The organism is Pedobacter sp. GW456-11-11-14-TSB4, assembly GCF_059424425.1.
The window spans coordinates 149,541-163,743 of sequence record NZ_JBWKZK010000004.1 but is presented as its reverse complement, the minus strand read 5'-3'; the positions used below and the strand labels follow the sequence as shown (position 1 = coordinate 163,743).

Annotated in this window: 12 protein-coding genes; 4 read left to right on the top strand and 8 right to left on the bottom strand. The window is 35.3% G+C overall.

Features of this window, described 5'->3' with window-relative positions; all coding sequences use genetic code 11:
• The first annotated feature begins 93 nt into the window (after positions 1-93).
• The gene (locus AC07XU_RS14575) at positions 94-2,448 is read left to right on the top strand and encodes a PAS domain S-box protein (RefSeq protein ID WP_494944370.1); all 2,355 of its coding nucleotides are present in this window, start codon (positions 94-96) and stop codon (positions 2,446-2,448) included.
• Between the two features lie 298 nt (positions 2,449-2,746).
• Complete coding sequence (locus tag AC07XU_RS14570; RefSeq protein WP_494944369.1) at positions 2,747-3,253, top strand: hypothetical protein; 507 nt, start codon at positions 2,747-2,749, stop codon at positions 3,251-3,253.
• A gap of 916 nt (positions 3,254-4,169) precedes the next feature.
• On the opposite strand, the gene gap is transcribed toward AC07XU_RS14570, so the two are convergent.
• Genes gap through pfkA form a run of 3 tightly spaced genes read right to left on the bottom strand, consistent with a single transcriptional unit; the run spans position 4,170 to position 7,012 of the window.
• The gene (gene gap / locus AC07XU_RS14565; protein WP_494944368.1) at positions 4,170-5,171 is read right to left on the bottom strand and encodes a type I glyceraldehyde-3-phosphate dehydrogenase; all 1,002 of its coding nucleotides are present in this window, start codon (positions 5,169-5,171) and stop codon (positions 4,170-4,172) included.
• A gap of 5 nt (positions 5,172-5,176) precedes the next feature.
• Positions 5,177-6,019 carry a hypothetical protein gene (locus AC07XU_RS14560; RefSeq protein ID WP_494944367.1) on the bottom strand — a complete coding sequence of 281 codons (843 nt, stop codon included), beginning with the start codon at positions 6,017-6,019 and terminating at the stop codon, positions 5,177-5,179.
• A gap of 6 nt (positions 6,020-6,025) precedes the next feature.
• Positions 6,026-7,012, bottom strand: a complete 987-nt coding sequence (pfkA, locus tag AC07XU_RS14555) for a 6-phosphofructokinase (RefSeq protein WP_494944366.1) — start codon at positions 7,010-7,012, stop codon at positions 6,026-6,028.
• Positions 7,013-7,134: 122 nt separating this feature from the next.
• Here pfkA and AC07XU_RS14550 point away from each other — a divergent pair, with 122 nt between their 5' ends.
• Entirely contained in the window at positions 7,135-7,824 is a 690-nt protein-coding gene (locus tag AC07XU_RS14550) for an NUDIX hydrolase (protein WP_494944365.1), read from the top strand.
• A gap of 76 nt (positions 7,825-7,900) precedes the next feature.
• On the top strand, positions 7,901-8,329 hold the full coding sequence (locus AC07XU_RS14545) for a T9SS type A sorting domain-containing protein (RefSeq protein ID WP_494944364.1): 429 nt from the start codon (positions 7,901-7,903) through the stop codon (positions 8,327-8,329).
• Positions 8,330-8,618: 289 nt separating this feature from the next.
• On the opposite strand, the gene AC07XU_RS14540 is transcribed toward AC07XU_RS14545, so the two are convergent.
• From AC07XU_RS14540 to AC07XU_RS14520, 5 genes are all read right to left on the bottom strand, one after another.
• On the bottom strand, positions 8,619-9,470 hold the full coding sequence (locus AC07XU_RS14540; protein WP_494944363.1) for an N-acetylglucosamine kinase: 852 nt from the start codon (positions 9,468-9,470) through the stop codon (positions 8,619-8,621).
• A gap of 269 nt (positions 9,471-9,739) precedes the next feature.
• Positions 9,740-11,521: a SusE domain-containing protein gene (locus tag AC07XU_RS14535; RefSeq protein WP_494944362.1), complete on the bottom strand. Its 1,782-nt coding sequence runs from the start codon at positions 11,519-11,521 to the stop codon at positions 9,740-9,742.
• Between the two features lie 7 nt (positions 11,522-11,528).
• Positions 11,529-12,305 (bottom strand): hypothetical protein, encoded by a 777-nt coding sequence (locus AC07XU_RS14530; RefSeq protein ID WP_494944361.1) that lies wholly within the window; start codon positions 12,303-12,305, stop codon positions 11,529-11,531.
• 9 nt (positions 12,306-12,314) lie between these two features.
• Complete coding sequence (locus AC07XU_RS14525) at positions 12,315-12,812, bottom strand: DUF5004 domain-containing protein (protein WP_494944360.1); 498 nt, start codon at positions 12,810-12,812, stop codon at positions 12,315-12,317.
• A gap of 15 nt (positions 12,813-12,827) precedes the next feature.
• Positions 12,828-14,201: a RagB/SusD family nutrient uptake outer membrane protein gene (locus AC07XU_RS14520; protein WP_494944359.1), complete on the bottom strand. Its 1,374-nt coding sequence runs from the start codon at positions 14,199-14,201 to the stop codon at positions 12,828-12,830.
• Between the last annotated feature and the right edge of the window lie 2 nt (positions 14,202-14,203).

Genomic DNA, 14,203 nt, shown 5'->3' with positions numbered 1-14,203 from the left:
AAATTTAATTAAATAATTACTCAAATTTGCTATATTTAACCGTATTCTTGCGGCATTAAATATGATCAATACAAATTATCAGTTCGGTTAACCATGCAGAAAAAATCTCATCAGTTTTCTAACTGGTTCTTAATGAGGCCGAAAACTACAGGGTTTATTTCTTTTCTGCTGCTGGTATCGTTGATTTTTTTGATTACCCTGCAACGCCATTATATATATCAGGAAAATAAAAAGCGTGAAATTACCAATATTTTAAATGGAGTAAAGGAAAAGGTTGAGCAATCTTTAAAAAACTCCTATACCGTAACCCTAACCTTGGCTTTAACGCTAAATAGAGATGGTGTGCCCGAGAATTTTGAGAAGGTTGCTGCTTCCTTGATCCAAAGTAATCCGGATTTGCAGGCTGTTCAGTTGGTGCCGAATGGCGTTATTAAATACATTTATCCGTTAAAAGGAAATGAGCCGGCTTTAAATTTAGATTTATTTAAAAGCCCGCCGCAAACAGTTTATGAAGTAAAAAAGGCGATAGAAATGCGTAAAATTTATTTCCAAGGGCCTGTTAAACTTACGCAAGGTGGGGTAGGTGTAATTGGCAGGTTGCCCTTATATATTGATGGTAAATTTTGGGGATTTTCGGCAGTAGTGATCAAACTTAAAACCCTATTTCATTCGGTAGGGATTGACAATCGAAAATACCAACGTTATCAGTTTCAATTCTCTAAAATTAATGAGCTTACCAACAAGGAAGAGTTTTTTCTGCCTATGCCAAAAAACTTTGCCAAAGCACAATCGCAGGCCATAGTTTTTCCGGATGGCGATTGGAAGTTGTATGTGGTAAGTACAGATAGCTACGATGGTTGGTTGGAGCTTATTGGTGTTGTTGTTTTTGGTTTGGGTTTGGCTATTTTATCAAGTTATTTGATTACCCGTTTATTGAATAAACAATTGCAACTGCATGTTGTGGTGGATGATCAGGCATTTAAGTTGGAAGCTGCAGAAAATAAGTATAAAAAGATTTTTGACCATGCGGCGATTGGGATTATCAGGATTAACTCAAAAACAGGTCAGATTTTAGAGGTGAATGATTATATCTCTACTTTTTTGGGCTATAGTACGGAGGAGTTGTTTGAGAAAAAAATCAAATCATTAATTTATTATGATGATTTAGACCCGGATAGAGATCTCTTTAAGCAATTATTGGCTGGTAAAATAAGAGAGCTTAAAAATGTAAAGCGTTATGTGCACAAAAACGGTGAGGTTATTTGGGGCAACGTAATTATTACCCCTTTGTGGGATGTTGGAGAAGAGCCTACGCATCACATTGTGATTATAGAAGATATTACGAAACGTAAAGAAGAGGAGCAGATTTTACGTGATTCGCAAGACAGAATTGAATCATTGATCAATACCATTGATGGGATTGTTTGGGAGGGTGATTTAGAAACTCATGAATGCAGTTTTATTAGTAAAAAAGTTGAGGATATACTTGGCTACACGGTAGAACAATGGAAAAGAAGTCCTAGTTTTTGGTTTGATCATGTGCACCCAGCAGATAAAGATAAGGTTATCTCTTATCTCAGAAATTTGGCGCCAGATACCTATCAGTTGGATGAGGAATATAGGATGATTGCCAGTGATGGGAGTGTGGTTTGGATTAGAGATATTGTTACGATTGTAGCGGAAGCTGAACAGCCGGTAAAACTTAGGGGGATAATGATTGATGTGACCAAAAGAATTGAAGCTGATTTGGCTCTTAAAAAGTCATTCGATTTGGTTACGGAGCAGAACAAAAGACTGCTTAATTTTTCTTATATCGTTTCGCATAATTTACGCTCGCATGCGAGCAATATTTTGGGGATTACCACCCTGATTGAAAGTGCGCAAAATGATACGGATAGAGATGAGATGATTGAGTTATTGAAACAAGTAGCCGAAAATTTAAATGAAACGCTGCTCAATTTGAATAACATCGTTAACATACAGACCCAGATAGATATTTTTGTTGAGCCTTTGAGTATCCGTCATTACATTAATACCACATTAACCAATTTGAATGCTCAAATTTTGGCTAAGGAGGCGGTTATCATCAACAAAGTTGATGCGGGAATAGTTGTTGAATATAACAGGGCCTATTTAGAAAGTATTTTACTTAATCTGATTTCGAATGCTTTGCGCTACTCGCATCCCGATCGCAAACCTGTACTTTCTTTTACATGTTTTGAAGAAAAGGGGCAATTGGTGTTGCGGATTTCTGATAATGGTTTGGGGATAGATTTACAAAAACATGGCGAGAAGATGTTTGGTATTTACCAAACTTTTAATGGTAATGCCGATGCCCGTGGTTTTGGTTTATTTATCTCTAAAAACCAGGTAGAGGCTATGGGAGGTAAAATAGAGGTTGAGAGCGATATTAATAAGGGCACTACATTTAAGATATATTTTAAGTAATTGCTGTTTAGGTATTTGAACACCTATTTTGGAAGCTTTTAATTTTTCAAATGGTTCTTTAATTTACTTGTCTAGATAACAGATACAAAAGACGTAAAGAGATATAAGATGAATATTGCAAGTAGTTTAATTAAGCTTGTATAGTTAAAAAGGTAAAGAATTTGAAGGGTTATACATATAGAAATTTTAAACAAGCAAAACGAAACCCACTTAGTCCTCCAACAATATCCAAAAGTTAGTCCTCTCTGGTTAACTAGGTGTGTTTGATTATTTTAGGGATATTGTATATCTTGATCCTGTGCAACCATATGTAAAAACAACTCCTGCAATACTAGCTTACAAAGTACTTAATCGTAATATCGATAAGTTTTGGATTGATTGGGCAGTAGATATGCTGATGAATGGCTTTGATACAGAACATCTTGTTATCCTCGCAGGGATTAGTTCTCCATACGACCAGTTTGAACTGCAAGCGTTAACTGATAAGGTATTAGATGAATTGAGTTTAGACTATTCCAATAAAAAGGAAGCAATTAAAGGGTATGTTCGTTATCTAATTCAAGCAGGTATAAGAGAAGAACTTAATATTACATTATCGCTAAAGATCTTAAGAGAGTTGAGAGATCTTTATTACGAACTTGATTATGATAGAGGCCTTAGTACATTCTATGCCTTGTATTATGGGGTTGACGATCTTCAACAAGACGATGTTCAATGGTATGTTGATGGTATGGACAGAAATAATATGTTTTCGGTCATTAAAAATACATTTGTTGAATGGCTCAATGAAAACCCTGCTGATTAAAATGCGCCTCTAAGTTTTTAAAATTCGGTTAAAAAAAGAAAGGAGATTATCCATCCAGACTAATCTCCTTTTCTAACCAAATATAAACCTGTATGAACGGGTTATTTTTTTAAACCAATATTCCGGTTGTTTTGTTTTTTTAATTGGTTGATTTTTTTAAATCTCTCAACCTTTGATGATACAAATATAGAAATAAATCTTAATAGTGTAAATAATACACTAAGGAATTTTAATTTATTTTTAATTTCATGTTTTTCAAATGACAAAACTAGCTAAATGACTGCTTTAAGCAACATTTACAGCACAAAGATAGTTGCTTAATTTTTATAAATTTATTAGTAAACGTTAAATTTATGTTAAAATAAAAATTTTAGGGTTAATTTTAGAGTCTATCCATTGCCAGTTCGGGTTTGTGATTAGGCAGAAATAGGGATGTATCATTGAATTATCAATTGGTTTTTTTACCTGTTTTTTTAGGACTATGATTTTTGAAAGCAAGCTTTTGATATGGAACATTGGCTTTATAAAATAAACCTTATTGTAGCGGAAATACTTTTTGGAAGCTAAGGGCTAGCGAAGCTTAGGTTTGGGCAAAAAGATTGTAGCGGAAAGAAGGGCTGTAATTGCCGATGAAATACTGATATTGTTTTTCTAAAATCCCTGATGTACTAATGCATTTGATATAGACAATTTAATGAAGTTTTACATTAAGGATAAGATTTATGCATAGCTTCTGCTGAGCCACAGGTTAAATATTACGAGCTAAACAGATGCTAAAATATACAGCAATCTTATTATGAAGACAAAAATTAATTAAGCTATTAAAAATTTAGCTTGACGAAAATTTGATTGCAAGAAAAAAGGCAATACTTTTTGGGTACTGCCTTTTGTGTAATTATTAATTTAGAAGGGTATGCTATTTTAATGTACCGTAGTACTCTACAAATTTAGCTAGGGCAGAAGAATAACCCCATTCGTTATCGTACCAAGAAACCACTTTTACAAAATTATCGTTTAATGAGATGCCAGCGCCAGCATCAAAAATTGAAGCGTGGTCGTTACCAATGAAATCTGAAGAAACAACTTCATCTTCAGTATAACCTAAAACACCTTTTAAGTAACCTTCAGAAGCTTCTTTCATGGCTGCTTTAATTTGCTCGTAAGTAGCAGGTTTTTCTAAACGTGCTGTTAAATCTACTACAGAAACATCTGCAACAGGTACACGGAAAGACATACCGGTTAGTTTACCTTTTAGTTCTGGTAAAACCATACCTACTGCTTTTGCAGCACCAGTTGATGAAGGAATGATGTTAGAAAAACCACCACGGCCGCCTCTCCAATCTTTAGCAGATGGACCATCAACTGTTTTTTGAGTTGCTGTAACTGCGTGGATGGTACTCATTAAACCTTCGATAATACCGAAGTTATCGTTTAACACTTTAGCAATTGGCGCTAAACAGTTGGTGGTACAAGAAGCATTAGAAACGATTGTTTGATCTGCTGTTAATTTATCGTGGTTAACACCCATTACATAAGTTGGGATATCAGCATCTTTAGCTGGAGCAGAGAAAACTACTTTTTTAGCACCAGCGGCGATGTGTTTTTCAGCATCGGCACGGGTTAAAAATAAACCAGTAGATTCGATTACGATATCTACACCAACATCACCCCATTTTAAGTTAGCTGGATCTTTTTCTGCTGTAATGCGAATGGTTTTACCATTTACCACTAACTGACCATCTTTTACTTCGATAGTGCCATCAAAACGGCCATGAGTGGTATCATATTTTAACATGTAAGCCATGTAATCTGGCTCAATTAAATCGTTAATTGCAACAATGTCTAAGCCTCTTTTAATTGCGGCTCTAAAAACTAATCTGCCGATACGGCCAAATCCATTTATTCCTACTTTAGTCATTTTATTTAATTTGAGTAATAATTAATTAAATTATTTATTGGTTCTTTTGTTATTGTAATGATTTGTATGTTGTGCTTTTGGGCTATAAAACGTAACCTATCTTGAAAATTTCCGGCTACGGTACCCACAAAATGTACTTCTTGGTTGGGGTGTTTAGCAGCCGTTGGCATTAGATAGGTTGTAAAATACTTATCAAAAGCGTTATCTATAATTTGCTCAAGGTATTTATCGTTGCGGTTTTCTAGGTAAAAATCTAGAAAAGAGCTTAAATAATTTTGTACGCCTGGCTTTTTGTAAATTCGTTCTAAGATAATGCTTCGATCTACATTATATTTTTCTTCAAATTTTTTGCGCAGCGCTGATGGAATTTTTTCTTCTAGGTAATTTTTTAACAAAATTTTGCCCAAATAGTTTGCAGAACCTTCATCGCCTAAGATATAACCTAGTCCGTAATTGTTTTTTTCTGGCGTTTTTCCATCAAAAAAAGCACAGTTGGCGCCGCTACCTAAAATACCTACAATGCCACTTTGATCGTAACAAGCGGCTAATGATGCGCCATATAAATCGTCTTTAACCTTTATTTTTGCGTTTTTAAAAAACATCTCTAAGGTTTCGGCTAGGCTTTCTTGCATTTTTGGAGCAGAGGCACCGGCTGCAAATACAAAAATCTTTTTAATTGCTTCGGCGTTGTTTATTAAAACAATGTTTTTATTAAGCAAATGTAGGGTATGCTTTTGATCGTTAAAAGTTGGATTGATCCCTGCCATGGTGCATTCGGCAATCACTTTACCCTCATTGGCTATTCGCCAAAAGGCACTTTTCGATCCGCTATAAACTACTGCTATCATCCTATATTAAATTGATAAAACATGTGTCATTTCCAACAAATCGGCTTCCAGCTTATAGTTGTGGGCATGTAATGCTTCTTCTAAGCTTGTTAGTCTGATATCGTTGCCGCGGAGCCCAACCATTTGCATGGTTTCGCCTTTAATTATTGCATTTACCGCAGCATAACCCAATCTACTGCCTAAAATACGGTCGAACCCACTTGGGCTACCACCTCTTTGCAGGTGACCTAAGATGGTTACTTTAGTATCGTAATGGGTAAATTTGCGTTTAACACTTTTGGCAATATCATAAGCGCCACCATATTTGTTTCCTTCAGACACAATTACAATGCTCGATGATTTTTTGGTAGTAACCCCAGCTTTAAGCTTGGTAATTAGTTCTTTTAAAGAAGTTTCTTTTTCGGGTAATAAAACAGCTTCTGCTCCGCTGGCAATGGCAGTCCTTAAAGCCAAGCAGCCAGAGTCGCGGCCCATTACTTCAATAAAAAACAAACGATCATGCGAATCTGCGGTATCTCTAATTTTATCAATTGCTTCTATAATTGTATTTACGGCAGTATCATAACCTAAAGTAAAGTCAGAGCCGTAAAGATCATTGTCTATAGTACCGGGTATGCCGATAACATTAATGCCAAATTTTTCGCCAAATCTTTTGGCACCGGTAAACGTTCCATCACCTCCAATTACAATTAAACCATCAATATGTCTGTCTTGTAAATTTTTAAAGGCAATTTCCATTCCGGCTTCTTCTTTAAACGCTAAACATCTAGCGGTTTTAAGAACAGTGCCACCCATGTGTAAAATGTTACTTACAGAGCGGGCATCCATTTGGTTTATGTTGTTATCTATTAAACCTTGGTATCCTTGCATTACCCCAAACATGTTTCTGCCGTGGTAAATACCTGTACGAATAACGGCCCTAATGCATGCATTCATGCCTGGCGCATCTCCTCCGGAGGTTAGTACAGCAATATTTCTAATATTTGGTTCCATTTTATATACGAATATAGTGTGTATTTTTTACACTAAGTAATTTTTTTTTATTATTTTTATGAATTAACCGAACAAACGTATTTATTTTGTTCTAATATTATAAAAAATCTAAACTAATTGTTTTGAAAGAAGTACTCCCTGTGTTTAACTCTGCAGTCTCCATAGATTGTGTTTTATTTGGTTTCGACAATGGCGAACTCAAAATTTTGTTGATTGAGCGAAATGAAGAACCATTTAAAGATTGGTGGGCCTTGCCCGGTAATTTGGTTGGCGAGAGTGAAAGTGTAGACCAATCGGCCTCTAGAATTTTACATGAGTTAACTGGGTTGAGTGACATTTACATGGAGCAATATTATACTTTTGGTGAGGTAAATCGACATCCACAAGGTAGGGTAATTACGGTTGCATATTATGCTATGTTGCGTTTAGGGGGCGATAAAGCATTAAAGCCGCTTACCACTTATGCTAAAAAAGCACAGTGGATCAATGTAAAAGAGTTGCCAAAATTAGGTTTCGATCACCAGCATATTTTTGATAAAGGTTTAGAAAAAATTAAAAGGAGGATTAAACATTTGCCTATTGCTTTTGAGCTTTTACCAGAGAAATTTACCTTAACGCAGGTGCAAAATGTATATGAATTAATTTTAGGCAAAAAGTTAGATAAACGAAACTTTAGAAAGAAAATATTAAGTTTTGGTGTGCTTAAAGAATTGGATGAAAAGCAGAAGGGAGTTTCTTTTAGGGCTGCAACACTGTATAAATTTGATAAAAGAAAATACGCTAAGTTATTTGGTAAGGAAATTTCTTTTTAAGTTTTAAATAAAAAACAGAAATGATACATCCAACTTTAACGCTCAAGTGTTATATTTACACTATCAACTCTACTATATGGAGAAACTCTACAAATTAATTTTACTTTTTGTTGGGCTAACCGTGTTGAACTTAAACGCTCAAGCACAGTCAAAATCTCGTGCTCCATATTTTATATTATCGGCCTACGCCAATCATAGTTCTACGTATGCTTGGGGTTCTACTTTAAAATCTAGCGCTCAACAAGCTATTGATTTTATCAATTACCCAAACCCAGCAAGTACATCAACTACTGTTTCTTATTATTTGGCAAATAGAGCTACTGTTAATTTGCGTGTTATAGATTTAGCGGGTAAACAATTGGCCATTTTAATAAAGCAAAAGCAAAATGCAGGCAAGCAAGAGTTTTATTGGGAGTTTGCCAGAAACAACATTAGCTCTGGCATGTATATTTTATTTTTGCAGGTTGATAACAAAACCTACAGCAGAAAAATTATTGTTCAATAATATACCTATTTAGCAAAGCAGGTTACTCCTTTAAATTAATGTAAGTCTGGCTTTGCGTTAAATCTTTTTGAGTTCATTAAAAAACTTCGAAGCAGATCTGCAAACTTGCGCTTCAACTTCTTTAGTGCTGAGTGAAAATTAGTCAAAAAGGATACCACTTCAATCCAGTTTAGGTGGCTGCAATTATGCTATTTTTTAAGGTTGCGGGGTATAAATTTGTGATGCCAAATTTTTGAGACGAAAAAAAACCTCAACTAGTGCTGAGGTTATTTTTAATAAGATTAATTTTTTATTTTTTGCTCAAATGGTAATCTACCAAATCATCTATAGGTGAGCGGATAATTTTACCTACACCCATTTCATATCTATCAGCAACAATGCTTAAAATATCTCTAAAGCTGTAACCAACAGAACCAACACAGTTTAATTTGTAGTTTTTGTAGTTAGGATAGTGAATTACCAAGTTCTCGAAGAAAGCTGTGAAGGCATAATCTACAACTGAGTGTGTATAATCTTCGTAGCTGTCTTTAAAATCATAAATAAACTTACTAAAGCTAGCACAAAAACGATTTGGTAAAGGTTTATTGTAGATATGGTCGAAAATATCTTCGTTAGTTAAGGCATAATTGTCATAAAAGCTTTCTCTTAAACCTTTAGGCATATAACCTTTCATGTAATCGGCCAAAATACGTTTACCAATGAAGCTACCACTACCTTCATCACCTAAAAAGTAACCAAGTGAATCAATGTTTAAGGTGATATCGTTACCATCATACAAACAAGTATTAGTACCTGTACCTAAAATTGCAGCAAAGCCTTCATTATCGCCTAATAGAGCACGGCAAGAAGCCAATAAATCATGGCCAATGTTAATTTGAGCGTTTGTGAAGATGTTTTGCATTCCGTCTGATACAATTTTTCTTTTAGCATCAGTAGAGCAGCCAGCACCGTAATAGTAAACTTCAGTTAATTTATCAGCTTCAAGGTGATCTGGTAAAGATGTTTTTAGCGACTGTTCTATATAGTCACTATCAACGAAATAGGGGTTGTAACCTTCTGTATTAAAATGGATTTTTCTTCCGGCTTCATTTATTAAACACCAATTTGTTTTCGTTGATCCACCATCTGCAATAACTATCATTTTTTGTTCTTTAAGTTATGTAATAAGTAAAAAGTCTACCAATATATGTGGCTTTTTTCAAATAAAAAATTAAAATTTAGTTTTTATTTTCTTAACATTAAATTTATCATAATATGATGTATACTACCACGATTTAAAGTTTTTGTATAAAGTGTACTTTATACACTAATAACCACAGTTTTAGACTGCTTTTTAGATTGGTATAGGGGTAATTTAAAAACAAAACGCCCTTAAAAAATTTAAGGGCGTTTTGCTTAAAAAAAAATATTTTAATTTTTTGTTACCGTATAAGTTCTGTTAAACTCATCTAACACAATTGTATAGTTACCTGCGCTAGAGATGGCAATATTAGCACCACCTTCGGCAATTGCACCTGCTGTGCCACCGTACTCATTTGCCCAACTACCTTTTGTGAAAATAAACTTAAATTCGCCAACCGTCATGTTGGTAGTAACGGTCCATTTTCCATTGCCACTGTAAGTCATTGCAGGCAAAAGTGCATTTCCAGCAGAATTATCCCAGCCGCCTGTAGTTGCATTACCAACCAAGAACATGGTACCATCTGTAATGGCATATTTTAAGTTTTTGATATCCGTTCCGTTCCATACAATACGTTTTAAGCCGCTTGCACCAGGAGTCATGAAATTGCTTTCGCCAGTTTCAAGCATCACACCATCCGTTGCCCCTTTGCCATAATCTCTTTCCTGATTAACTGGTCCGCCACCATTTGGCCAATTTGCACCATCAATTAATTTAAATTCTTGACCAGCTGTTAAATTAACAAAGCCCATAAATTTATTGGTAGCAATAAGTGTTAAAGCTTGAGATGGGAAAATGTTTGGCGGGTTCCAACCTGCTGCAGTAGCGCCACCCACAGCACCCATTCTACCTGCTTGCACATAGTATTTCAAGTTTTTCTGATCAAAAGTAATGCGATAAACACCGCTAGCACCGTAATTTTCGATGTTTGCTTCATTATCTACAGCAGCATCGCCAGGTGTACCAGGTTTCATACCCCAATCAGATGAATTTAAACTACCACCTGGCCATTGTTGTTGATTTAAGAATTTAAATCCGCCATTGCCTGTAGTAAGTTTTACGTAGATAAAGAAGGTGCCAGGGTTTGAAGCATCAGGGATCATTTGTATTGCAGCAGCATCATTCCATCCAGCTGGGGTATCACCACCAACCAAAAAGATTTTCACTTCTCTAGTAATTACTAAATCATTTACATAATCAGCAGTTTTTTTGAAGTTTCCTGAAGTCGCTTCAACCGTCCACTGTAAAGCTGTTGGCGTAGCTTGATCGGTAAAACCAGCTGCGGTCATTTTGTCACTGATATCTTTATAACTTACAGATAGTGCCGAGTCTAAACCATTATTATCAGATGTGTAGGTAAATAAAGGAGTATTAAAGTTTCCGCCTTTGGCTACAAATTTAACTTGGTATTTAGTTAAGTTGGCCGTTACACCCGGAAAAGATTTTTGCCATTTGAACCTCAATACATCTGTGGTAGAGTTTGGATTTAAAACTACAGCAGTATTAGAAGAAACTGGGCCATACAATAAGAAATTGCTCACGCCATCGCCCATGCGTGTAATAGCTACATTTAAAATAGGAGTTGTGCTAACAGTTACAGAACCGTTTGTAGCTCTAACTGCCCAAATTAAATCTGTTTTAACACCATCAGCAATAGATTTTGCTTTTAAGGCATCGTCTAATTGCTTTTGCGTAAGCGTTAATGTTGTACTTGCACCAGCATTGTCAGAAGCTAACTCAATTAAAGGAGCATCCAAGTTTCCAGTTTTTAATGCTGCTACAAACTTGTAGGTAGGAGCAGTGCTAACACCTGGTTTTGCTGCTGTCCATGTAAAAGTAAGTTTAGCATTTGGCGTAGCCGAATTTAAAACCAACATCGCATTATTTGCTGGTGCAGTAACTGTAAAACTTCCTAAAGCTTCACCTTTAGACACCTCATCAAAATCTGTTTTTTTACAACCTAATGCAATTGCTACAATGGCAACTAGGAGGTATAATATTTTGTTTTTCATAATATGATTAATTAAAAACTGTATAGCTCACTTCGGTTACCGGACCAGCTGTTGGTACATTACCACCATTTGCATCTTTAATACTACCTGTAAACTGGTAACTGAATTTGCTCAACTTTGTACCTGCTGGTAGTGTGATCAATCTTTCTGGAATGAAAGAATAGGAATAAAGCGTATTTGATTCTTTAGTTGTTACCAATGCATTTCTAGTAGCTACTACAGCTGATGCCTCATTGTAAAAAGTTAGCGTAACCTTAATATCAAACATTCTTTGCAAATTTTGATCTGTAGCTAAATTTTGGTGAAAATAAACAGTTGCCATATCACTGAAATCCATTTTTGATGGGAATACACGAAACTGTGAAGCTGTGAAAACTAATGGATCAAATTTATATGGTTTAAAATCCTGAGTTTGTTTAGTTCCATCTTTGCTTTTGCCTAAGAAACCAAAGTTAATCAGCTCTGCTGGACTTTGACCAAACAAAGTTGTACCGGTAAATTTGTAGGTAAAAACGTTTCCAGCTACTCTAGTCATTTTAGCAGCTTCAGAAGAATTGCCCCATTGGCCATTGGTTAAGGCATCTTTACCGCCGCCAACGCCATCATTAGAAAACATCCATAAATAAACTTCAGTTTGTCCGGCCATTCCAGTTCCTGTAACATCTAAAGTAATGGTTACTTCATCTTCTGCGGTAAATGTTGCTGGACTAAAGCTTGGGTTGCTTTGTGCAAAACCATATGCTACACAAAATCCCAATATCATTGTTAATAATATTTTTTTCATCTTTTTTAATTACTTTCTGGTAAATTGATAAGTATAGCTAACAATAGGTTTACCGTTAGATTTTTTAACTTTTTTAAGGTAAAATTTACCTGTTTTTAATTCGGCATAAGAACCTAAAGTTAATTCGGAAGTAAGCGTTCCGCTTTTTAGGTTAATTACAGTTGGTGCCTTTGCATTATCAACAGTCCATGTACCTGCATTAAAATCTGAAATTTTAGGAGAGTTACCTTGTGTAATGGTAAAAGAAGTTGGTGTTCCAGCGGCATCACCTTGTAAAGCAATTACCAAATCTTTATAAGCATACACATTGGTAATGTCTAATTCTTTGTATGGGAAACCTTTTGTAGCCGCATCTTCATCTTTCTGCGTAACCTTGGTTAAACCCCAAGTACCTTGCAATGATTTTACAATATTTTCTTCTTCGCCGATAGGCCCAAATTCTTCTGGCTTGCAACTATAAATTGTAGTAATGCAGAGTGCCAGTACGATATATTTAATAATTTTCATATTTCTTTATGTTAATTAGTTACAACCACCTTCAGGATTTCTTTGGAAACTTGTGTTGCTTGCCATTTCGCCTTGAGGAAATTGCAATACCAAACCAGCGCAGTTCCAAACTGCACCACGTTTATCTATATTTTCACCTTTGGCACCAATTCTTTTAATTTCTGAAATTCTATTGCCTTCGCCAGCCATTTCAATGCTGCGTTCGAAACGAGCGTTAGTCCTAATTAAGCTTGCTGATGATGCCAAAGGAATGCTTCTTGTATTGTTATAGGCTCTAGCAAGAATATCATTGATGTCTTGAGCTGCAACAGTTAAATTTGTGTTAGTTTCTGCAGCAGACTCTGCTCTAATTAATTTAATTTCTGTTAGATGAATCACAGGAACTTCAAACCTGTCTTTATTGTATTTGGTAGTAACAATAAAACCAGGATATTTTACATTATCATATAAAACTTTACGCGTATCATTGGTTGTATTTACACTTGCATAAAAGTCTGTTGTGAAACGGATTGTAGGTAAATTAAAATCTGATCTAAATTGACCTCTTAACTCTCCGCCAGCTTCATAAGCACTTAGAGTATTAATGATTTTGAAAATACTTTCTTTAGAGCCAGTTTCTGAGAAACGAGAAATATAAGTATCTAAAATAAATTTATTACTTGTAATTACTTGGTTTGAATATAGGTAGGCATTTGGGTAATCATTCATTTGAAAATACACTTTTGCCAATAAAGCTTTTGCAGCCCATCGAGTAGCATATCCTCCATTATCCTCTGGCAATTTAACCTCCGCTACTTTTAAGTCTGCAATGATTTGATCATAAACTTGCTTAACTGTTAATCTAACACCCGGTTCAATGCTTGTTGTTAACCTAATTGGAACACCTAAATGTGAGTTGTCTGTTGTAAAACCAAATGGCTGGGCAAACAATTGTACTAATTGGAAATGAGACAGTGCTCTTACAAACTTTGCCTGACCTTCCAAATTATCTCTCATTGAGGTTGCTTTATCCAAATTCTCAAGCACTGTATTAGCTCTAAAAATAGACTGATACATGTCAGTATACATTCCATTTTTGTAATCGCCAAAAACAGAAGTTTTGCGTCCAAAAATTTCGCCAAAATCACCAGTTAATAAAGTGCCATTAATCTGGTCGGCAAGCATTTCATTGATAACTTGGATTTTTCCACCGAACATATTTCCTCCACCAACAATTTGATAGGCAGAGTTCATTACTGCTTTCAAGCCAGTTTCGTCAGCAATTGCCTGATCTTTCGGTATCGATTCGAGAGGAGGAGTTTCAAGAAATTTTTCGCAACCTGTACCTACAACTGTAATAACAGAAAGTACAATGAAGGATTTTAAAATATTTTTATAATTGATTTTCATTT

What these genes read in the sequence shown, in the direction of transcription:
- AC07XU_RS14545 (WP_494944364.1), top strand. Translation starts at nt 7,901, where the DNA reads ATGGAGAAACTCTACAAATTAATTTTACTTTTTGTTGGGCTAACCGTG.
- AC07XU_RS14560 (WP_494944367.1), bottom strand. Translation starts at nt 6,019, where the DNA reads ATGATAGCAGTAGTTTATAGCGGATCGAAAAGTGCCTTTTGGCGAATA.
- AC07XU_RS14520 (WP_494944359.1), bottom strand. Translation starts at nt 14,201, where the DNA reads ATGAAAATCAATTATAAAAATATTTTAAAATCCTTCATTGTACTTTCT.
- gap (WP_494944368.1), bottom strand. Translation starts at nt 5,171, where the DNA reads ATGACTAAAGTAGGAATAAATGGATTTGGCCGTATCGGCAGATTAGTT.
- AC07XU_RS14575 (WP_494944370.1), top strand. Translation starts at nt 94, where the DNA reads ATGCAGAAAAAATCTCATCAGTTTTCTAACTGGTTCTTAATGAGGCCG.
- pfkA (WP_494944366.1), bottom strand. Translation starts at nt 7,012, where the DNA reads ATGGAACCAAATATTAGAAATATTGCTGTACTAACCTCCGGAGGAGAT.
- AC07XU_RS14535 (WP_494944362.1), bottom strand. Translation starts at nt 11,521, where the DNA reads ATGAAAAACAAAATATTATACCTCCTAGTTGCCATTGTAGCAATTGCA.
- AC07XU_RS14525 (WP_494944360.1), bottom strand. Translation starts at nt 12,812, where the DNA reads ATGAAAATTATTAAATATATCGTACTGGCACTCTGCATTACTACAATT.
- AC07XU_RS14540 (WP_494944363.1), bottom strand. Translation starts at nt 9,470, where the DNA reads ATGATAGTTATTGCAGATGGTGGATCAACGAAAACAAATTGGTGTTTA.
- AC07XU_RS14530 (WP_494944361.1), bottom strand. Translation starts at nt 12,305, where the DNA reads ATGAAAAAAATATTATTAACAATGATATTGGGATTTTGTGTAGCATAT.